Annotated in this window: 18 protein-coding genes; 6 read left to right on the top strand and 12 right to left on the bottom strand. The window is 69.7% G+C overall.

All coding sequences use genetic code 11. The features are described 5' to 3' along the window. Positions 1–57: 57 nt before the first annotated feature. From AB0I53_RS03155 to AB0I53_RS03135, 5 genes are all read right to left on the bottom strand, one after another. The gene (locus AB0I53_RS03155; RefSeq protein ID WP_358595691.1) at positions 58–1,410 is read right to left on the bottom strand and encodes an MFS transporter; all 1,353 of its coding nucleotides are present in this window, start codon (positions 1,408–1,410) and stop codon (positions 58–60) included. Positions 1,411–1,608: 198 nt separating this feature from the next. Then, on the bottom strand, positions 1,609–2,496 hold the full coding sequence (locus AB0I53_RS03150; RefSeq protein WP_358595580.1) for a LysR family transcriptional regulator: 888 nt from the start codon (positions 2,494–2,496) through the stop codon (positions 1,609–1,611). A 103-nt stretch (positions 2,497–2,599) separates the two neighbouring features. Next, positions 2,600–3,367 carry a CoA-transferase gene (locus AB0I53_RS03145; protein WP_358595577.1) on the bottom strand — a complete coding sequence of 256 codons (768 nt, stop codon included), beginning with the start codon at positions 3,365–3,367 and terminating at the stop codon, positions 2,600–2,602. Then, positions 3,364–4,284 (bottom strand): CoA-transferase, encoded by a 921-nt coding sequence (locus AB0I53_RS03140; RefSeq protein WP_358595574.1) that lies wholly within the window; start codon positions 4,282–4,284, stop codon positions 3,364–3,366. The genes AB0I53_RS03145 and AB0I53_RS03140 overlap by 4 nt, the downstream gene beginning before the upstream one ends. 257 nt (positions 4,285–4,541) lie before the next feature. Next, the gene (locus tag AB0I53_RS03135; protein WP_358595571.1) at positions 4,542–5,036 is read right to left on the bottom strand and encodes a helix-turn-helix domain-containing protein; all 495 of its coding nucleotides are present in this window, start codon (positions 5,034–5,036) and stop codon (positions 4,542–4,544) included. 110 nt (positions 5,037–5,146) lie between these two features. Here AB0I53_RS03135 and AB0I53_RS03130 point away from each other — a divergent pair, with 110 nt between their 5' ends. Beyond that, the gene (locus AB0I53_RS03130; RefSeq protein WP_358595568.1) at positions 5,147–5,743 is read left to right on the top strand and encodes a dihydrofolate reductase family protein; all 597 of its coding nucleotides are present in this window, start codon (positions 5,147–5,149) and stop codon (positions 5,741–5,743) included. A 137-nt stretch (positions 5,744–5,880) separates the two neighbouring features. Further along, positions 5,881–6,585 (top strand): SdrD B-like domain-containing protein, encoded by a 705-nt coding sequence (locus AB0I53_RS03125; protein ID WP_358595565.1) that lies wholly within the window; start codon positions 5,881–5,883, stop codon positions 6,583–6,585. Between the two features lie 6 nt (positions 6,586–6,591). Here AB0I53_RS03125 and AB0I53_RS03120 read toward each other — a convergent pair whose 3' ends face one another. Then, positions 6,592–7,221 carry an SDR family oxidoreductase gene (locus tag AB0I53_RS03120; protein WP_358595562.1) on the bottom strand — a complete coding sequence of 210 codons (630 nt, stop codon included), beginning with the start codon at positions 7,219–7,221 and terminating at the stop codon, positions 6,592–6,594. Between the two features lie 83 nt (positions 7,222–7,304). Here AB0I53_RS03120 and AB0I53_RS03115 point away from each other — a divergent pair, with 83 nt between their 5' ends. Then, positions 7,305–7,886: a helix-turn-helix domain-containing protein gene (locus AB0I53_RS03115; protein ID WP_358595559.1), complete on the top strand. Its 582-nt coding sequence runs from the start codon at positions 7,305–7,307 to the stop codon at positions 7,884–7,886. Positions 7,887–8,071: 185 nt separating this feature from the next. After that, positions 8,072–8,551 carry a DinB family protein gene (locus tag AB0I53_RS03110; protein WP_358595688.1) on the top strand — a complete coding sequence of 160 codons (480 nt, stop codon included), beginning with the start codon at positions 8,072–8,074 and terminating at the stop codon, positions 8,549–8,551. 49 nt (positions 8,552–8,600) lie between these two features. Here AB0I53_RS03110 and AB0I53_RS03105 read toward each other — a convergent pair whose 3' ends face one another. The 3 genes from AB0I53_RS03105 to AB0I53_RS03095 all read right to left on the bottom strand — a co-directional run bounded on the left by AB0I53_RS03105 (position 8,601) and on the right by AB0I53_RS03095 (position 14,268). Beyond that, on the bottom strand, positions 8,601–9,845 hold the full coding sequence (locus tag AB0I53_RS03105) for a M20 family metallopeptidase (RefSeq protein ID WP_358595556.1): 1,245 nt from the start codon (positions 9,843–9,845) through the stop codon (positions 8,601–8,603). 355 nt (positions 9,846–10,200) lie between these two features. After that, positions 10,201–13,038 (bottom strand): penicillin acylase family protein, encoded by a 2,838-nt coding sequence (locus AB0I53_RS03100; protein WP_358595553.1) that lies wholly within the window; start codon positions 13,036–13,038, stop codon positions 10,201–10,203. A 156-nt stretch (positions 13,039–13,194) separates the two neighbouring features. After that, complete coding sequence (locus tag AB0I53_RS03095) at positions 13,195–14,268, bottom strand: LysR family transcriptional regulator (protein ID WP_358595550.1); 1,074 nt, start codon at positions 14,266–14,268, stop codon at positions 13,195–13,197. 544 nt (positions 14,269–14,812) lie between these two features. Between AB0I53_RS03095 and AB0I53_RS03090 the strand changes: the two genes are divergently transcribed. Beyond that, the gene (locus AB0I53_RS03090) at positions 14,813–15,400 is read left to right on the top strand and encodes a hypothetical protein (protein ID WP_358595547.1); all 588 of its coding nucleotides are present in this window, start codon (positions 14,813–14,815) and stop codon (positions 15,398–15,400) included. Between the two features lie 349 nt (positions 15,401–15,749). On the opposite strand, the gene AB0I53_RS03085 is transcribed toward AB0I53_RS03090, so the two are convergent. Both AB0I53_RS03085 and AB0I53_RS03080 read right to left on the bottom strand, forming a co-directional pair. Then, positions 15,750–16,613 (bottom strand): fumarylacetoacetate hydrolase family protein, encoded by an 864-nt coding sequence (locus tag AB0I53_RS03085; protein WP_358595545.1) that lies wholly within the window; start codon positions 16,611–16,613, stop codon positions 15,750–15,752. A 264-nt stretch (positions 16,614–16,877) separates the two neighbouring features. Then, positions 16,878–17,345: a MarR family transcriptional regulator gene (locus tag AB0I53_RS03080; protein ID WP_358595542.1), complete on the bottom strand. Its 468-nt coding sequence runs from the start codon at positions 17,343–17,345 to the stop codon at positions 16,878–16,880. 80 nt (positions 17,346–17,425) lie between these two features. Here AB0I53_RS03080 and AB0I53_RS03075 point away from each other — a divergent pair, with 80 nt between their 5' ends. Beyond that, on the top strand, positions 17,426–18,208 hold the full coding sequence (locus tag AB0I53_RS03075; RefSeq protein WP_358595539.1) for a class III extradiol ring-cleavage dioxygenase: 783 nt from the start codon (positions 17,426–17,428) through the stop codon (positions 18,206–18,208). A gap of 45 nt (positions 18,209–18,253) precedes the next feature. Here the strand turns inward: AB0I53_RS03075 and AB0I53_RS03070 are convergent, their stop codons facing one another. Continuing rightward, positions 18,254–19,042, bottom strand: a complete 789-nt coding sequence (locus AB0I53_RS03070; protein WP_358595536.1) for an IclR family transcriptional regulator — start codon at positions 19,040–19,042, stop codon at positions 18,254–18,256. Positions 19,043–19,311 lie beyond the last annotated feature (269 nt).

The following is a 19,311-nucleotide window of genomic DNA, read 5'->3' as shown; positions in this document are numbered from 1 at the left end:
GCGCGTCCCGACCGGCTCACGGCTGATGAGGTTCTTAGCGGTCTGGTGGGGTTCTGGTCAGCAGGCGTCGGTTTCCGCGGCCAGGTCGCGGTCCTTCGTCTCCGGGGCCAGCCAGGCTCCGAGGACGCCGATCGCCGCGTAGGCGAGCATGATCACCGCGATCGGCCACCAGGCCGGTGCCGTCGCCGCCATCACTCCCGCCGTGAGGATCGGCGCCAGGCCGCCCGACAGGACCGCGCCGATCTCCTTGACCGTCGACATGAACGTGTAGCGGTGCTTGGCACCGAACATCTCGACCAGCCAAGGGGATTCCACGCCGTAGAGGTTCGGCAGCGGCCCGCCCACGAAGACCGCGAACACGATCGCGATGATCACCGGGTTCTCCGTGTGGATCAGCAGCAGCGCCGGCACCGCGAACAGCAGCTGGAACACCGCGAACACCAGGAAGACCGGCCGGCGGCCGTACCGGTCGCTGAGCTTGCCGACCAGCGGCACCGTCGCGAAACCGATCACCGTGCCGATCATCACGCCGGTCGTCGCGACGCTGCCCGCCAGGCCGAGGGTCGAGGCCGTGTAGCCGACCAGGAAGCCCTTGACCAGGTAGACCGCGCCGTTCTCGGAGACCCGGATGGCCAGCGACAGCAGGAACGGCTTCTTCGCCTTCGCGACGTCCCGCCACACCCCGCCGCGCTTGGCCTCGTGCTTCTGCGCCTCGCGGCGACGGCGCAGTTCCTCGAACACCGGCGACTCCTTCACCGACGTCCGCAAGTACAGCGCGACGAACGTGGTGATCAGGCTCAGCAGGAACGGCACCCGCCAGCCCCAGCTCATGAACTCCGCCTTGGGCATCTGCGACAGCGACAACCACAGCACCGTCGCCAGGAAGATGCCGGAGTTGGTGCCCATCGCGACGACCGAACCGAAGAAACCGCGCCGGTGCTTCGGGGCTGACTCGACCATCAGCAGCGACGCACCGGCGAGCTCGGCGCCCGCGCCGAAGCCCTGGACCAGGCGCAGCACGGTCAGCAGCAGCGGCGCCCAGACACCGATCTGCGCGTAGGTCGGCAGCAGGCCGATGCCCGCGGTGGCCAGCCCCATCATCGCCAGCGTGGCGATGAGCACGACCTTGCGGCCGTGCCGGTCACCGACCCGGCCGAAGAACAGCCCGCCCACCGGGCGGATCAGGAAGCCCGAGCCGTAGACGCCGAAGCTCGCGATCAGCGCCACCGCCGGGGACTGATCGGGGAAGAACAGCGGGCCGAACACCAGCGCCGCCGCCAGGGTGTACAGCGTGAAATCCATGTACTCCAAGGCGGAACCGAGCCACGAGGAGACTGCCGCGCGGCGCAGGTCGGCCGGTGGGACGACGAGCTCGTCGCCGTCCGCGCGGGGCGCGGCCGGGGGAATCACGGTGCTCAAGAGGTGCGCTCCTCCACGCTGAGGAATCCCCGTTCGTCACAGGGGTTCTCCGCCCGGAGGCGGTTCAGGACAGGTCGGCAGCCGATGTGACTGCTGCCACTGGAGGAGAAGCCTCGCAGGCGGAACTTTGTTTCGTCCAATACAAGATTTGTCGCGGACTGATACGCCGCCGGCATCAATTCCGGCCGGTCACGGAGTCGGGAGCACCTCCTCGGCGATCGCCAGAACCGCCGCTGCCGCCGGGGAGAGGTGCTCCTGGCTCCACGCGATGGCTTCCTGCGTCTTGTACGACCGACCGGCCAGCGGCACGAAGGCGACGTTGCTGATCACGTCGATCACCGAGGTGACGGTCAGCGTCACCCCGAGCCCGGCGGCCACCATCGCCATGATGGTGCTCGTCTCCGGTCCGTACTGGACGATCCGGGGCGTGAAACCGGCGTCCACGCAGGCGTGCACCATCAGGTCGCGGAGGCTGGACACGCCGCCGGGCGGGTAGGCGATGAACCGCTCCTCGGCCAGGTCGGCCAGCGCCGCGGACTCGGCCCCGGCCAACGGGTGGTCGGGCGCCACCGCGAGGATGAGCCGCTCGTCGAACACCACCCGCGTCGACACGCCCTCGCGGACCGCGGGCAGCCGGACGAAGGCGAGGTCGAGGCTGCCGTCGGCGACCATGTCGAACCCCGCCTGCGAGTACACCTGGCCGACGACGACGAGCTCGATCCCGGGCTTCTCCGCGTTGAGCCGCTTCACGAGGCCCGGCAGGCACGCCAGCGGCCCGACGCCGCCGACGCCGATGCGCACGGTCCCGATCTCGCCGTGCGCCGCCGACGCCGCCACCGCGGCCGCCTCCTCGACGGACTTCACGACCTTGTAAGCCGCGGGCAGGAACGCCTCGCCGACCGGGGTGAGCGTGACCCGGCGCGTGGTGCGGGCCAGCAACGACGCGCCCAGCGACCGCTCCAGCTGGCGGATCTGGCGGCTCAGCGGCGGCTGCGTGGTGTGCAGGCGTTCGGCGGCCCGGCCGAAGTGCAGCTCCTCGGCCACCGCGATGAACGCCTCGATGTGCCGAAGATCCATGAGTACCTACCTGGTGCGAGTGCGGATCGAGCACCGGTAGTTGTAGCACCGACGCGCTTGCGCCGGGCCTCACCGCGAGGCCCGGCGCAAGCATCGCTGCTGGTCAGCGCAGGTAAATGCGGTTCGGGTCGAGTTCCTCGCGCAGCAGCCGCAGCTCGTCGCCGGTCGGCGGCGCGATCTCCACCAGGTCGTCGGCGACCTTCAGGTCCCAGCCGGTGGCGGCGCGGGCCTGCTCGGCCGTCACGCCCGGGTGCACCGCGACCAGCTTCAGCTCGTCGTCCACGCCGTCCCGCGCCATGATCCCCAGCTCGGTGATCACCCGCGTGACGCCCTTGCCGTGCGGCTGCACGCCACCGCCGGCCTCGCGGGCCCGGCGCGGGCTCGGCGAGGTGCAGAAGTCCAGCTCCTCGACGAACGTGCGCGTGGTGTGCCGGCGCATCACCACGAAGATCTCGCCGGCGTTGGCCATCACCTCGATCGCGCCGCCCGAACCGGGCAGCCGCGCCTGCGGTTTCGTCCAGTCCCCGATGATCGACGAGTTGAGGCCGCCGTACCTGTCGACCTGCGCGGCGCCGAGGAACCCGACGTCGATCCGCTGCCCCTGCAGGATGTAGCTGAACAGCTGCGGCATGCCCAGCACGCACTCGGCGCCGGTGACGAGCATCGAGTCGGCGATGCTCTGCGGCAGGTCCACCGGGTGCGCGCCGGTCACGCCCGACTCGTAGACGATCTCGATCTCCGGCGACACCGTGCGCTGGGCCAGCGAGACCGCCAGGGTCGGCAGGCCGTGCCCGGCGAAGACCACGCGGCGGCGGGCCAGCTCGCGCGCCGCGGTCACCGCGAGGAGTTCGCTGCTGGTGATGTCGGTCATCGCCGCCTCCCGTAGTTGACCGGCGTGGACAGCTGCTCGTCGATCTCCAGCCGGTCCCAGTAGCCCTCGCCGAGGCTGTCGATGAACTCGGAGTGGTTCGCGGTGGCTCGGATGTGCCGGTCGATCCACGCCCGCAGCGCGGCCGCGTCGCGGGCCCGTTCCGACCACTCGCGCTGGAACCGGTCGTCGCGGTCGTAGTAGCCCTGCACCGGCGCCGGATGCGCGCCGCGCGGGCACACCACCACGGCGTCGACCACGTGCGACGGCACGATGGTGCGGTTGGGGTCGGAGCGGACCACGTCGTCGTCGACGACCTCTTCGACGGTCACGATCACTGACCCGCCGGCGAACGCCACCTCCTGCTGGACGCCGAGCATGCCCCAGGCCTGGACGTTGCCGGCCCGGTCGGCGCGCTGCGCGTGGATGATCGAGACGTCCGGGTTCAGCGCGGGCACCACGTGGATCTCGCCGCCGCCGTACGGATCGGTGACGCTCTTGATCATCGGGTTCAGCGCGACCAGATCGCTGCCGGTGTAGGAGCGGATCGGCGCGAACGGCAGCTTGGCCGCGCCGGCGGCGTAGCGGGCGACCATGCCGCCGTGGCTGTACTCCTCGAACTCCAGCGGTTCCGGATCGTGGTGCTCGATGCGCCGGCGCAGCTCGTGCAGCGACCCGGCGGAGCTGTTGCCGACGAAGGACGAGATCAGCTTCGTCACGCAGCCCGCCGCCAGCATCTGGTCCACGAGCGTGTCGCCGGTCATCCGCGCCAGGGTCAGGCCGGTGACGCCCTGCCGGATGATCTCGTGCGCGGCGGCGGCCGGAACCAGGTGGCCGAATCCCTCCAGCGCCACCGTCTGCCCGTCGCGGACGTACCGGGTTATCGCCTCCGCGAGGCTCAGAGTCTTGTCCGTCGGCACGTTGGCCCCTCCGTTGCAGCTGGCCGAATCACGTTGCGAGCCTTACACATTCGCGGTCGACCGGGCTAATACCGATTTGGTGGGGAATAGATGCGCAACCGGCATCAACGCGGCGGAGCCCCATCGCTACGCCCAGGGAAGCGGCTGTTCCAGGAACCCCGGGCCGTGCGTACTTTGTGCTGCCATAGCGACACAAAGTACACACGGCCATCGGCCGCACCGGCCGACGCCGACGTCGCGAAGTGCACGCCGCTGCTTCACTCCCGCGCGAGTTCCGCCTCATAAGCGGCTTGCAGGCGGGCGAAGACCGATTCGGTGCCTTCCGGCCGCGGAATCCCCAGGTGCTGCTCCCGCAGCTCGTCCATGAACTCGTCCCACAGCTCGGGGCCGCCGCGTTCGAGCAGTTCGGCGCGGATGGACAGCTCGCGCGTCACCGGCAGGTGACGGCGCCCCCAGGCGCCGAGGTGGGCCATGACCGGGACGAGCTGGATGGCGGGCTCGGTGAGGCTGTAGATCACCTTCTGCTTGTGGGTCGGGTCGGCGGCCTTCGACACCAGCTCGTTCTCGGCGAGGCGCTGGAGCCGGGACGCGAGGATGTTCGAGGCGATGCCTTCCTCGGAGTTGTGCAGCAGCTCGCGGAAGTGCCGGCGGTTGCCGAACATCATGTCCCGGATGACGACCAGCGACCACTTGTCCCCGAGCACCTCGACGGCGAGGTTGATCGGGCATCCGGAACGGCGCTCGTCCTTCACTGGCCCTCCATCGATCAACAACCGCTTGCACTTTGCATCCGGTTCCGCATATGGTCCCATTGCCGGTTGCAAAACGCAATCGGATGCGACGACGAACACGGGGGGAACCCATGTCCAAGGTTGTTTGCGACATCGCCGTTTCGGCCGACGGATACGCCGCCGGGCCCGGCCAGAGCCACGACAAGCCCTTCGGCGAAGGCCCGGTCGACCGGCTGCACGCCTGGATGTTCAAGACCGCGGACGAGAACAAGGCCGAGCTGGACGCGATCGGCGAACCCGGCGCCTACGTGATGGGGCGCAACATGTTCGGGCCGATCCGCGGCGAATGGGACCTGGACTGGACGGGCTGGTGGGGCGACGAACCCCCGTACCACGCCCAGGTCTTCGTGCTCACCCACCACCCTCGCGAGCCCCTGGTCATGGCGGGCGGCACCACCTTCACCTTCGTCACCGACGGCATCGAATCCGCGCTCGAGCAGGCGAAGAAGGCTGCGGGCGACCGCAACGTCGCGATCGCCGGCGGCGTGGCCACGGTCAACCAGTACCTCGGCGCCGGGCTCATCGACGAGCTGCGCACCCACATCGCCCCGGTCACGCTCGGCGCCGGAGAGCGGCTGTTCGACGGCGTTCCCTCGCTGGACCTGGAACTGGTTTCGGCACGTCCCGCCTCCCTCGTCACGCACATCACCTACCGGGTCCGCCGCTGAACCGGGAGCACGTGTCGTGAGCGTTTTGGTCTGCCATAGCGATCCAAAGCACTCACGACCCGCGGGCCAGGGCAACCTCGGCCCGCGAGCGAGCGTCTACGCCGCAGAAGGGGTTTAGGCTGCGATCAGGAGACGTGATGACTGGGAAATGCGCGGTTTTCGTGGCGGCGGGCGCGTTGGCGCTGCTGGGAACGGCGATGCCGGCGGCGGCCCAACCGGCGACCGGGACCGTGCAAGGGCTGCACTACTTCGACCGCAACGCCGACGGCGCTTGGCAGCCCGGCGAACCGGGCGGCGGCAGCGCGGTCGGGCTGTACCACCTGGACGGCAGCTGGGTGGCGACGGTCGGGACGAATCCCGATGCCACGTACGAGATTCCCGATGTGCCGCCCGGCCGGTACCGGGTCGGCATCAACCCGATCAGCTACCAGCTGACCACTCCCGACGAGGTCATCGTCGAGGTGAGCCCCGGCGGCACCAGCCACGCCGACTTCGGCAAGCTCGGCAGCGACATCACGGGTGTCACCTGGCACGACGTGAACGCCGACGGGCAACGCCAGGCGGACGAGCCGCTGCTGCCCGACATCCGGTTCTGGATCGGCAGGTGGGGCAGCGGCACCGACGGCACCGGGCACTACGCGATGCCGAACCAGGGAACCAGCACCTACGTCCTGCGCTTCGTCCCGCCCGAGGGCATGGGGTTCTCGCCGCAGCACGTCGGCGCGCCGGAGACCGACTCCGACGCCGATCCGGCCGAAGGCACGGCGACCGCCGTCGTCGCGCTGACCGACGGCAGGATCAACCAGCTCCCGAACCTCGACATCGGGCTGGTCACGAAGTAGGCGGGTTCAGTTGGCGACCGCGATCGCCTTGCCCACCGAGCCCGGATCGGCGAGCTCGCGCAGCAGGCAGTCGGCGACGTTCGCCCGCGAAATCCGCTTGGCGCCGCGCACGTTCCGGTCGACCGCCGTCCGGTAGCGGCCGGTGCGCGGGCCGTTGGTGAGCTGCGGCGGCCGGATGATCGTCCAGTCCAGCCCGCTGGCCCGGACGACCTCCTCCATGCGGCCCATGTCCGTCCACGGGTTCCTGAGGACGCGCCACAGGATCGGCTTCACCACGTGCTTGGTCACCGGCCCGTCGCCGTCGGCGAGCATGCCGCAGTTGCTGACCACGAGGAACCGGCGCGCACCGGCGGCGGTCATCGCCTTGAGGATGCTGGTCGTGCTGTCGGTCTGGATGGTGGTCGGCTTCAGGTCGCGCGAGCCTATCGCCGAGATCACCGCGTCCCGGCCGGCCACGTGCGGCTCGATCGCGGCGGAATCCAGCACGTCGGCGGTCACCACGGTCAGCTCCGGGTGGGTGCAGGTGAGCCGCGCCGGGTCCCGCACCACCGCGGTGACCTGGTGCCCGGCCGCGCAGGCCTGTTCGAGCAGGTGCTTCCCGGTGCCGCCGGTCGCGCCGAAGATCGTGATCCGCATGTTCCCGCCCCATCTGGTTGGTGAGTGTTCACTAACCATTATGGTCAGTGAACACTCACCAACTTGTCAACGAGAGGTGCGCCGTGGGAACTCGCGACCGGATGCTCGACGCCGCAGCGCACGTGATGCGCACCCGAGGCCTCGCCCGCGCCACCACCAAGGAGATCGCCAAGGAGGCCGGCTACTCGGAAGCCGCGCTGTACAAGCACTTCCGCGACAAGACCGATCTGTTCCTCGGCGTGCTGATGGAACGCGTGCCCAGCAACATCCACAAGTTGTTCGCCGCGCTGAACGAGCGCGCGGGAAGCGGGACCATGCGGGAAACATTGGAGGAGGTCGCGGCCGAAGCGATCGACTTCTACACCGACACGTTCCCGATCGCGGCGTCCCTGTTCTCCGAGCCCGCCCTGCTAGCGGCCCACCGAACCGCGCTGCAGCAGCGGAACATGGGGCCCAACGTGGTGCGCGAGAAGCTCGCGGCCTACCTCGCGGCCGAGCAGCGAGCGGGAGCGATCAACCAGGAAGCGAACCCGGAAGCGATGTCGGCGCTCCTCCTCGGAGCCTGCCTCCAGGCCGCGTTCTTCGCCCACTTCACCGACCAGCCCAGCCCTCCCCCGGCCGACCTGGTCAAGGCCCTCCTCACCGACGCGACAGCGCAGCAGTAGCCGGCCGAACCCCGCGCGACCCGTCCCGCGAATCGACAGCTGACCCGACGCCGATCGAGCTGTTCCGCGGCCTGTCGGAGGTTGGTGGGATGGTTCGGGTTCTTCGATCGGAGGGCCTTGTGACGGAATCCGGAATCAGTACTTCTCCTCGCTGGGGCAACGGCGGCTCCCGAGCCGAGCCGCCGCTGACCGGGAGCGAACTCGAGACGCTCAGCGCTTTTCTGGATTGGCATCGGGAGACCTTGGCGCTCAAGTGCGCCGACGTGCCGGCCGCGCAGCTTTCCGCCCGGCTCGTCGAGCCGTCCGGGCTTTCGCTGCACGGCTTGGTGCGGCACCTCGCCGGGGTCGAGCGGTGGTGGTTCCGCATCCAGTTCGCGCAGGAGGACGTGCCGCTGCTGTACTACTCCGACGACGATCCGAACCAGGACTTCGACGATCTGGGCGGCGATTTCGCGGCCGCGCTGGAGACCTGGCGGGCGGAGTGCGCGAGGTCCCGCGAGATCGTCGCCTCGGCCGCCTCGCTGGACGAGACCGGCATCCGCCGCTCCACCGGCGAGCCGATCTCGCTGCGCTGGGTCATGTTCAACCTGCTGGCCGAGTACGCCCGCCACAACGGCCACGCCGACCTGCTGCGCGAACGCATCGACGGCAACACCGGCACGTGACCGCAGTGGACGAATTCGGCGCGGTTGCCGCGGAAACCGCGCCGAACGGTCAGCTCTTCGCCAGCCACTCCAGGGCCGCCGTGGTCATCGCCGTCACGCCGGTCGTCAGGGTCGGCTCGACGACCGGGGCGAAGAACGGCGAGTGGTTAGACGGGATGTCCCGGTTGAGGGTGCCCGCCTCCTTCGCTGCCAGGAACTTCTCCCGGTCGGTGCCGCCGAAGAACCAGTAGCAGGTCGGCACGCCCGCCGCGGTGCCGAAGAGGCCGACGTCCTCGCTGCCGACCACCGGCGCCATCTCGTGCACCCGGCCGTCGCCGAGCTGCCCGCGCAGGGCCGCCGTCGTCCGGCCGGTGACCTCGGGATCGTTCACCAGCACCGGGAAATCGGTGAGCCGCTCGAACTCCGGCTCGCGCTCGGCTCCGGCGGCGATCGCCTCGGCGCGCACGATGCGCTGCACGGCCGCGATCACGTGTTCCCGGACCCGCTCGTCGAAGGAGCGGATGTTGACCCGCAGTTCGGCCTGGTCGGGGATGATGTTGTCCTTCGTGCCCGCCTTGATCGCGCCGACGGTAACCACCGCGGTGTCGCTCGGGGCGACCTCGCGGGACACGACGGTCTGCAGGCGCATCACGGTCGCCGAGGCCATCACGACCGGGTCAATGGCGTTCTGCGGCTGGGAACCGTGCGCGCCGCGCCCGAACATGGTGACCTTCAGGCCGTCGGCGGCGGACATGCTGGGGCGGCCGCTGATCATGCCGACCGTCCCGGACTCGAACGGGAAGACGTGCTGGCCAAGGCACACGTCCGGCTTCGGGAACCGGTCGAGGAAACCGTCGTCGATCATCGCCTGCGCGCCGGACCCGATCTCCTCCGCGGGCTGGAAGACCGCGACGATCGTGCCCGCCCACCGGTCGCGGGCCGCGACCAACAGGTCCAGCGCGCCGAGCTGGCAGGTGACGTGCATGTCGTGGCCGCAGGCGTGCATCACCGGGACGTCGTGGCCGTCCGGGTCCGTGCCGCGCCGGGTGCTGGCGTAGTCGAGGCCGGTCTGCTCCAGGACGGGCAGCGCGTCGAAGTCCGCGCGCAGCAGCACCGTCGGCCCGTCGCCGTTGCGGAGCACGCCGACCACGCCGGTGCGCCCCACCTCGGTGGTGACCTCCAGGCCCAGCTTTTCCAGCCGGCGCGCGACCTCGGCGGCGGTCCGGTGCTCGGCGAAGGACAGCTCCGGGTTCGCGTGCAGGTCCTTGTACAGCTCGGTGAGATCACCCCGGATGTCGTCGAGTCGGCCCAACACGGCCCCAAGATCGCCCACAACGCCCTCCGTTCGTCGGACCTCACGGTATGCGCGATCATCCGCGCGCACCACACCCGACCGTTGAACAGACACCTCGAGGCGACCTCGGAATTGGCGACGCGGGCTCTGGTTACACGGGCTTTGTCTTTGAAGCGGCGCAGCCGCTTAGCCCACCCACGCAACCCGCACCGCCGCGGGTTCACGATGCCCACCCCTCCGGGGTTCTCCCAGCGAGGACAGCCCCGACGTAGTGAATTGGCATTCATGATGTCGGGGATCCCACAGCGAGAAGACCGCGGTGACTCCCGCAGGGGGCCGCCACCCGCACCGCAACGCAAAACGAGCCTGGACAACCTCATCTGTGGGCGGGGAACTCGACGACCTGTTGGTACGTCGGACGGTTCTGCCAGTTGATCTTCTGCTGGCCGATGCCGCCGATCTTGGTCTGCAGGATCGCGTCCGCGCACCACTGGTCGCCGGCCTCGCAGTCCGCGTCGCCGGGATAGGTGTCGGTCGCCGGGGTCGCCGCGGCCTGCCGCAGGGTGTCCAGCAGCATCTGCCGGCACGCCCCGGCGTCACCGCCGCCGCACAGCGGCTCGCCGAATCCGCCGGGCACCGGCTCGCCCTGCACCGCGCGGATGTCCTTGGACACCTGCCCGAACCAGCCGAACTGGAACGCCGAGCCCTGGTGGCCCTGGCCGACGTGCAGGCCGGGTTCGCCGTTCTGCCAGCCCGACGGCGACTCGTTGATCTGCATCATGTCCGTCATCGCCCGGTAGGCGTCGGCGCCCACGGTCGGCTCGAACTCGCCGCGCACCAGCAGCGGCCACCACGCGTCCAGCAGCTCGATCGCCTCGGCGTGGGCGTACTCCTTGCTGCCCGGCGAGGTTTCCACCCGCTTGCCGCCGTCGGCGAGCCACGCGCGCAGCTCGTCGACCAGCGCCGCCGCCTCCGGATCGGTGATCGGCTGGCCGTCGATGAGCCGCAGCAGGTCCGGGAGCACCCGTTCGGCGCGCAGGTCGGTGACGCCCGCGTCGGCCATCGCCTGCGTCAACGTGACGCGGTTGAACTTGCCGCCCGACGCGATGTGCTCGGCGACGCGGCGGTCGAGCAGGTCGCCGCGCTGCACCGCGGTCTTCTCCGCCTTGTCGCCCGCGGTGCCGGGCGCCTGCTTGTTGTTCCAGCTGACGTAGTAGTCCTGGTTGATCGAGTTCGGGTGTTCGCGGAACGGGGCGTAAGCCGCGGTGTTGTCCGCCGGGTTCCAGTCCTGCCACTCGAACGCCGGGTCGCCGGCGATCGGCATGCTCGGGTCGACGTCCGGCTTGCGCACCACGTTCGCCCCGGAGTTGAAGTAGGCCGTGTCGGTGGCGTCCGCGTAGAACCAGTTGAACGTGTAGTTGACGTCGTGGGCGGCGCGCTGGAAGTCCGCCGCCGACGTGATGGCGCCCGGGTCGTTGAACTTCTGGAAGCCGATGATCGAGTCGACCTCGTGCAGGAACGTCGAGCGGGCCCGGGCGAACGCCACCGGCTGCCCGTCGACCGTCGCCCGGTGCGTCACCGGGCCGTAGCGGGTGCGGAAGGACACCAGCCGGTAGGAGCCCTGCGGGGTGTCGTCACCGAGGTTCGGCTGCCAGGCGTTCTTGCGCTCGACGGTCTGCATCGGCAGGCATTCGCCGCGGAAACGGTAGAAATTCGAGTCCTTCGTGGCCGGGCGGCCGTCGGGTTCGCACAGCTCGACGGTGTAGGAGTCGATCATGTCCTGCGAGGCGGTGGTGGCGCTCCAGGCGTAGTCCTGGCCGCGGCCGAGCAGTGTGTAGAAGCTCAGCCCGGCGAAGGACGCGCCCTTCGACGAGATCCCGGGCCCCTGGAGTTCCTGCAGGGTCAGCAGCTGCGGCGAGAAGTAGCCGGTCTGCGGCCCGAAGACGGCCACCGGGTGGCCGCTCTCGGTGTGCGCGCCGGAGACGACGAGCGCGTTGGACATGCCGCGGGCCTGCCCCATGCCACCGGGCACCACTCCGTCGTCGAAGATGCCGCGCAGGCTTTCCACCGGGTCGTCGGTGGTCGGCGGTGGGTTGCTCGATTCCGCCCTGGTGGCCGGTTCGGCGGCTTCGGCGGCCGAACCGGTCGGGTCGAAGATCAGCTGCTGCGCCGTCACCGAGCCGGGATCCGGCAGCACGACGCCCTGCGGATCCGCCGGCGTGCCGCCGTACGGGAACGACTGTCCATCGTGGATGGTGCTGATGGCTTCTGGATCGTTCTCGGCGCGGAAGGCCGCCCAGATCTGCTCGCCGCGCTCCGGGCCGAACCGCTCGTGCAGCGACATCCGCGCGACGGCGTTCTGCACCTCGTTGCCGCCGCCACCGCCGAACTGGGCGCCGACCAGCGACGCCAGCACGACCAGGTCGGTGAGCCTGAACGGCTCGATCCGCCCCGCGTTGGTGATCGGGTCGACGTGCCCGGTGGCGACGTACTCGCCGGGGAAGTAGCGACCGCTGTAGGACTTCTCGATGTACCGGTTGATTCCGTCCACATAGGACTTGGCGTCTTCGAGCGCCTGGCGCCCGCGCTCCCCGTACCGCGCGACGGTGTCGATCTGCTGCTGCAACTCCTGCTCAGTGTACGGCGAGACGGCGAAGAACTGCTGTTCCAGCTGGCGGTTGGCCGGCGCGCCGCCGGCGAACGGGGTCACCTCGCCGCGGCCGGCGCGGCGCATCGCGTCCATCAGGAACAGCTTGTCCTCGGCGGTCGCGTAGCCCGCGCCGTAGGCGGTGCCGGACCGGGTGGTGCCGTAGATGTGCGGGATTCCGGCAGTCTTGTCCCGGACGATGGTGACGTCTTCGCGCGGCCGGTAGGTCCGCTCGACGTCGTCGGGCCGGACGCCGAAGGAGTTGTCGTTGAAGAAGTCGTCGATGGTTCCGGTGGTCAGCTCGCGGTAGCCGCCGGCGAGGCTGTCGTACTTGGCGAGCTGGTCGTCGGAGTGCGGCGGCCGGGTGCCCAGCAGCATGTGCGCGACGAGCTCGGCGAAGGTCGCGTTGCCGTTCTGGCCGGGCGGCAGGATGTGGTGGCACTGCTCTCGGCAGTAGTCCGGGGCGGGTTCCGGGATCGGTTCGGCGGTCGAAGCCGGTGCGAGCACCAGTGAACCGACGACTGCCGCGGCGCTGAGCGCGGCAAGGGTGCGCGAACGTCGCGACATGCCAGGTCCTCTCGGTCGGTCGTCGCCGAATCCGGACGCTAGCTACCCGGAAGTAAAACCGAAAGGCTTTCATGTTCGCCTTGACCCGAACGGCCCAACGCGAAACCTCAAGCCAACCAACGACAACCGGCACGACCGGCCGAAAACCCGCGCCGGTCAGGACGCCTTGGCGGCGGACGCCTCCCCGCGCTTCCACTTGGCGTTCTCCAGCTCCAGCGCCGTCCACAGCAGGTTGAGCGGGTGCTCGGCGTAGTAGCCCTGCCGCTCCCCGCGGCGCGTGAAGGCACCCACCAGCACCTGCATCTTCGGGCCGACGTCGTTGACCAGCTCGATGGTGCGCAGGCCCTGCCCCTCCGGCAGCCGCCCGTCGCCGGCCGCCTCGCCCACGCCCTGCGTGACGATCATGCAGCCGTGCAGCAGCTCCGAGCGCAGCAGGTCGAACCCGTAGCGGACGTCGTCGATCTCGGCGGCGATGTCGAGCTTGTCCCGGAAATCGGTGCCGAACCAGCCGTGCAGGAATCCGGAGATCAGTCCGCTCGCCGGAACCACCAGCGGCACCGCGTGGAGTTCACTCGCGCGCAACGCGCGGTTCGGCAACTGTTCGCCGGAAAAGTTCGTGACCAGGCTCAGCCCGCTGCGCCGCCACTCCATCACGTCGAATTCGGCCAGCACGGCGTCGTCCTCGGACATCAGCACGCTGCCGCAGACCAGGTCCGCCTGCTTGGTCCGCAACGCATCCAGCAACTCGCGGGTCCGCAAGTGCGTGACGCGCAAATCGATTCCACGTTCGGAGAATTCCTCGGCGACGTGTTCGCCCGCATTGGCGAGGAAACCGAGAGTGAAGCGAGTGGTGCCGACAGTAACCGTTTCGCCTCGGAGTCGTCTCGATTCGCGCACGCCGTCGAGCCAATCGCCCAACGTGTCCCGCGCGATCTCCACGAAGGCGTCTCCGGAAGCGGTGAACAGCACCCGCTTTCCGCGCCCCTGCTTGACGACTAGCGGTTCTCCGCACAACTGTTTGAAGTTCCGGTTCAAGGTGTCCAACTGCTTCTGCACGCTGGACTGCTCGCGTCCGAGCGATCGCGCCGCGGCCAGCGCGGTTCCCAACTCGTGTACCAGCACCAACGTCCGCATCTGGTCCATTGTGGTGTCCAGCAATGCGGCCGGTGATTGCAGCAGGCGGCTGCGCAGGTCGGTCGCTGGAAGGCTGGCGGTTCCGGCTAACGGCACGGCATGCGTCCCTCTCTATCCCTTTCCCGCGCCGGAGTGTAGTGCGCCGAACTGATCTATGTGCCAGAACTAATGATCTGCGGAATTTTTCCGAAAAGTGCTGGAAACCGTTGCGGTGCGGTGTAATGATCTGCCTCGCCCCAACAGCGGTCCATCGCCGACCGCCCGGTTCGGTTCGCACCGACCGGTCGACTCGGGGCAATTCGCACGGACGCGGGCCTGCGGTGGCGTGAGCACCGCAAACCCGCATGGAGAGGATTCGCGAAGCACGATGCGCATCACTACCGCTGCGCCCTGCGTGGGCACAGCGTCGGACGAGGCCCGTTTCAGCAGCGCCTGGGCCCGCGCTGCGCGGCATCGCGTCGGACCACGGGAGCGGCGCACGGCGGTCGACACGGCTACCGGCTCCCCAGACGGATGCACCGCCCGGAAACGGATCACGACCACCCGGCGGCACCGCAGCCGCCGGCCGAGGTGACCGCGCGCCGCGGATTCCCCGACCGATCCCCCCCCGTTCATGAACCCTGGCAAGGAGAAACCAGCCGTGACCTACCCCCAGACCGCTTCCTCGGCAGCCGGCCCTGCCGCGACGGCGCTGAAGAAGCCCGCCACGCTGCTGGCGCTCGTGGTCATCTCCGCGATCTCCGCGTTATCCGGCCTGATCGGCGCGATCTACCTGTTCGCAGGCGGCCGCGACGTCGCGGACGGCTACGCGACCGACCTCGCGATCAACAACCCCTCGCTGGTCGGCCTCGACGTGGTCATGGAGACCATGGGCACCAACAACCCCCAGGAGGCCATCGACCTCGCCAAGTCCGTTGACGAATGGGACACCATGGTCTCGCTCGCGCACGCCGGGCTGATCTTCAAGGCGTTCCTGCTGATCATCTTCGCCGCGCCGCTGCTGCTGTTCACCCTGTTCGCCATCAAGGGTTCGACCTGGTCGCGCGTGCTGATCACCATCTTCGCGCTCCTGTCGCTGATCGGCGGCCTGGCGACGGCGTTCGACGTCGGCCCGGCGCTGCTGAACGTCACGGGCTACGTCGGCCTGGCGACCGCGGTCATCGCGGTCGTGCTGTGCTGGCTACCGGCGAACAACCGCTACGCGAAGGCCCGCAAGCTGGCCGCCTGATCTGGAATCGGCAGCGTCGCGCCTGGGGGTCGGCGCAGCGGATTTCCACACAGACGGCGGCCCGGCACCGAGGGGGTTCGGTGCCGGGCCGCCGTCTTTCTTGCGTCAGAACCCGCTGGCGCAGTCGGCTCTGGTCTTGTCTTTGAAGCGGCGCAGCCGCTTAGCCCACCTACGCGACTCGCACCGCCGCGGGTTCTCAGGCTGTGCCCACCCCGCCGGGGTTCTCGGCGAGGACAGCCCCGACTTGGCATTCATGATGTCGGAGATCCCACAGCGAGAAGGCGACCGTAATTCCCGCAGGGGGGCCGCCACCAGCACCGCCGCGCAGAACGAGCCTGGAGGCTGAGCCTCAGGCCGACTTGAGTTGCTGGCGTTGGCGGCCGAGGCCTTCGATCTCCAGCTCCATCACGTCGCCCGCCGCCAGGTACGGGAACTTCCCGGACAGCGCCACGCCTTCTGGCGTGCCGGTGTTGACCAGGTCGCCCGGCTCCAGCGTCAGGTACTGCGAGAGGTGCCTGATGATCTCCGCCACGTTGAAGATCATGTCCGACGTGCTGGAGTCCTGCCGCGCCTCGCCGTTGACGAACGTCCGCAGCCGCAGCGCCTGCGGATCGGCGATCTCGTCGGCCGGGACCAGCCACGGGCCGACCGGGTTGAACGTCTCGCAGCACTTGCCCTTGGACCACTGCCCGCCGGAGTGGTCCTTCTGGAACGCCCGCTCGGACACGTCGTTGGACACCACGAACCCGGCGATGCTGGCGAGGGCCTCCTCCGCGCTGTCGAGGTAGCGGGCCCGGCGGCCGATCACGACGCCCAGCTCCACTTCCCAGTCGGTCTGCTCGGCGCCACGCGGGATCAGCACCTCGTCGTACGGCCCGACGACCGTGTTCGGGTGCTTGAAGAACAGGATCGGCACCTCCGGCGGGGCCGAGCCGGACTCGGCGGCGTGCGCGGCGTAGTTCTGGCCGATGCACAGCACCGCCATCGGCCGCGCGATCGGCGCGCCGACCCGCAGGCCGGTGCCGTCGCCGGCGTCGTCCACCGCCGGGAGCTCGCCGGCGGCCAGCGCCGCGCGGGCCCGCTGGATGCCGTCGCCGGCCAGGAAGTCCCCGTCGATGTCGTCGGTGATCGGGCTCAGCTCGAACACCCGGCCCTGGTCGTCTGCCACGTGCGGACGCTCGGCCCCCACCGGACCCAACCTCAGAAACTTCATTTCTCTCCTTCGAAATGCGCGTGGCGGTGCGGTCGGGCTCGCGCTGCGCCGCCCCGGACCACGCAACTTCCTTCGGTCCTGCCGCGGCGACTGGACGGCCGGGTGGGGCGCGGTGCGCCCCGAGCCCAGTCGGCACGGCAGCCCTCAGACTTTCCACGGAACCGGTCCAGAAGGCAATACCCCACAGGCAGGCCAATGCGAGTTTTTCACATATCAGAAAGAGCTTCGATCAGCTGAAATTTGATCAGGAGTTCGCGCACGCCGTCAAGGCCGAGGCCGCCCGCGGAGCGTGCGGGTCACTTCGCCCAGTCCCGCCGCGATGGCGCGCAGCTGGTCACGACTGAGCACGTCGATGAGGTTCGCGCGGACCAGCTCGACGTGCCCGGGCGCGGCCTCGCGCAGCTTCTCCCGGCCGGCGTCGGTGAGCCCGGCGATGACGCCGCGGTCGTCGGTGTCGCAGGTCCGGCGGCACACCAGGCCCGCCTTCTCCAGCTGGGTGACCTGGTAGGTCAGGCCACTCTTGGAGGTCACCACGCGCTGGGCGAGCTCGGTCATGCGCATCTCGCCGTCGGGCTCGGCGGCGAGCCGGACCAGGATCTCGTACTGCGGATGCGACAGCCCGGCCTGCTCGCGCAGCTGCTGCTCGACCCGCCGGGCGACCAGGTTGCTCGCCTCCAGGAAGGCGTTCCAGGCGGCCATCTCCTCGGCGTCCAGCCAGCGCGGTTCCGTCATGCCGCCCAGCCTATCTTGTTCAAATTCGAACGACAGCGTACCTTCGGGTTGTAGTTCAAATTCGAACCAGGAGGTTCGCCATGACCGCTCCGGCGACGGGCCGGATGCCCGCCCTCTACCTCAGCCACGGCGCCCCGCCGCTGGCCGACGACCCGCTGTGGCCCGGCCAGCTCGCCGCCTGGTCGCAGGAGCTGCCCAAGCCGAAGGCGATCCTGATCATCTCGGCGCACTGGGAAGAGGCGCCGCTGGCGATCGGAGCCACCACGACCGTGCCGCTGGTGTACGACTTCTGGGGCTTCCCCGAGCACTACTACTCGGTCCGCTACGCCGCGCCCGGCGCCCCGGAACTCGCCGCGCGAGTGCGCTCGCTGCTGCGCGGCCCGGACACCCCGGTGCAGGACTTCCCGGAACGCGGGCTCGACCACGGCGCCTACGTGCCGCTGAAGGAGATGTACCCCGCCGCCGACGTGCCGGTGCTGCAGATCTCCATGCCGACGCTGGAGCCGGAGCGCCTGATGCGCATCGGCCAGGCGCTCGAACCGCTGCGCGACGAGGGCGTGCTCATCGTGGGCAGCGGCTTCTTCACCCACAACCTCGCAGCGCTGCGCGCCGAAACCACCCCGAGCTGGTCGGCGGAGTTCGACGACTGGGGCAAGCAGGCGCTGGAGGCTCGCGACGTCGATGCGCTGCTCGACTTCGAGCGCAAGGCCCCGGCGGGACGCCTGGCGCATCCGCGCACCGAGCACTTCGCCCCGCTGTTCGTGACGCTGGGCGCGGCCGGCTCGGACCTCGACCGGCAGAAGATCGCCGTCGACGGCTTCTGGTGGGGCCTGGCCAAGCGCTCCGTCCAGTTCGGCTCGTGAGTGAAAAAACCGGTTCTTACCGGCTTTTTCACTCACGAGTCCTGATCAGCGGCGGAGCTGTTGCTCGACGGAGGAGACCACAGTGGACAGCGGGGCGCGGGTCTCGTCGGTCCAGTCCGGCCCGCAGCGCGGCGTCGGCGCGGAGACCGACAGGGCCGCCACGACCGCACCGGAGTGGTCGTGGATCGGCATCGCGACGCAGCGGCAGCCGATGATGTACTCCTCGTCGTCGACGGCGTAGCCGCGGACGCGGGCCTGCTCCACCTCGGCCAGCAGCTCGGACGGCTCGGTGACGGTGTTCTCCGTGAAGCGCTCCAGCTTCACGTCGTGGTACCGGCGCGCCAGCTCGTCGCCCGGCAGCCCGGCCAGCAGCGCCTTGCCCAGCCCGACGGCGTGCGCGGGCAGCCGCATGCCCACCGCGGACACCAGCTTCATCGGCTGCGGCGACTCGGCGATGGCGATGTAGACGTTCTCCGTGCCGTCCAGCCGGGACAGCTGCACGGTCTCGCCCGTCTCGCGCGCGAGCTGCTCCATCAGCGGCAGCGCCAAGCCGACGATGTCGCGGTGCCCGGTGTAACCCTGGCCGACGGTCCAGGCCTTCAGCCCCAGCCCGTAGGTGCGGGTGGTCTGGTCGAACTCGGCGAAGCCGCGGTGCACCAGGGTGCCGAGCAGGCCGTGCACGCTGGACAGCGGCAGCCGGAGGATTTCGGAGATGTCGCTGAGCCGGTGTCGGCCGCGGGAGAGCAGCTCCAGGATCACCAGCGCGCGGTCGGCGGATTTGACCACGTTCTGCCCGCTGCCCGCCTGTTCAGCGGTGGCCGATTCCGCCTTCACGCCGAGTTTCCTCCTGCCCCGTTGCCGCCGCGCACCCCCGCACGACCTACTGAACAGTACAGCGGGCGAGCCGGGACCGCGCAGCTCGTCCAAGCGACCCAAAACCGCTGCTCCGCCCGCCCCCACAGCCCTCGCGCCCCGGCGTTCCACAGCCCAGCCCGGCGATCGGCGTCGGCCGGCTTCGGAGCAACGTTCTGGCAGCGACGGGGCCGTGAGTCTTTTGGGTGCCGGCCGAGGACACCGGACACGAAGCGGAACTGCGGCGGAAG

Origin of the sequence: Saccharopolyspora sp. NPDC050389 (assembly GCF_040655595.1) — a bacterium.
Classification (GTDB): Bacteria; Actinomycetota; Actinomycetes; order Mycobacteriales; family Pseudonocardiaceae; genus Saccharopolyspora.
Note: the sequence above shows the minus strand (reverse complement) of the source record. Positions and strands in the feature narration are given on the sequence as shown.

Coding starts and splice junctions, on each gene's coding strand:
- AB0I53_RS03150 (WP_358595580.1), bottom strand. CDS start 2,496: ATGGATCTTCGGCACATCGAGGCGTTCATCGCGGTGGCCGAGGAGCTG.
- AB0I53_RS03145 (WP_358595577.1), bottom strand. CDS start 3,367: ATGACCGACATCACCAGCAGCGAACTCCTCGCGGTGACCGCGGCGCGC.
- AB0I53_RS03130 (WP_358595568.1), top strand. CDS start 5,147: ATGTCCAAGGTTGTTTGCGACATCGCCGTTTCGGCCGACGGATACGCC.
- AB0I53_RS03125 (WP_358595565.1), top strand. CDS start 5,881: ATGACTGGGAAATGCGCGGTTTTCGTGGCGGCGGGCGCGTTGGCGCTG.
- AB0I53_RS03120 (WP_358595562.1), bottom strand. CDS start 7,221: ATGCGGATCACGATCTTCGGCGCGACCGGCGGCACCGGGAAGCACCTG.
- AB0I53_RS03100 (WP_358595553.1), bottom strand. CDS start 13,038: ATGTCGCGACGTTCGCGCACCCTTGCCGCGCTCAGCGCCGCGGCAGTC.
- AB0I53_RS03085 (WP_358595545.1), bottom strand. CDS start 16,613: ATGAAGTTTCTGAGGTTGGGTCCGGTGGGGGCCGAGCGTCCGCACGTG.
- AB0I53_RS03080 (WP_358595542.1), bottom strand. CDS start 17,345: ATGACGGAACCGCGCTGGCTGGACGCCGAGGAGATGGCCGCCTGGAAC.
- AB0I53_RS03075 (WP_358595539.1), top strand. CDS start 17,426: ATGACCGCTCCGGCGACGGGCCGGATGCCCGCCCTCTACCTCAGCCAC.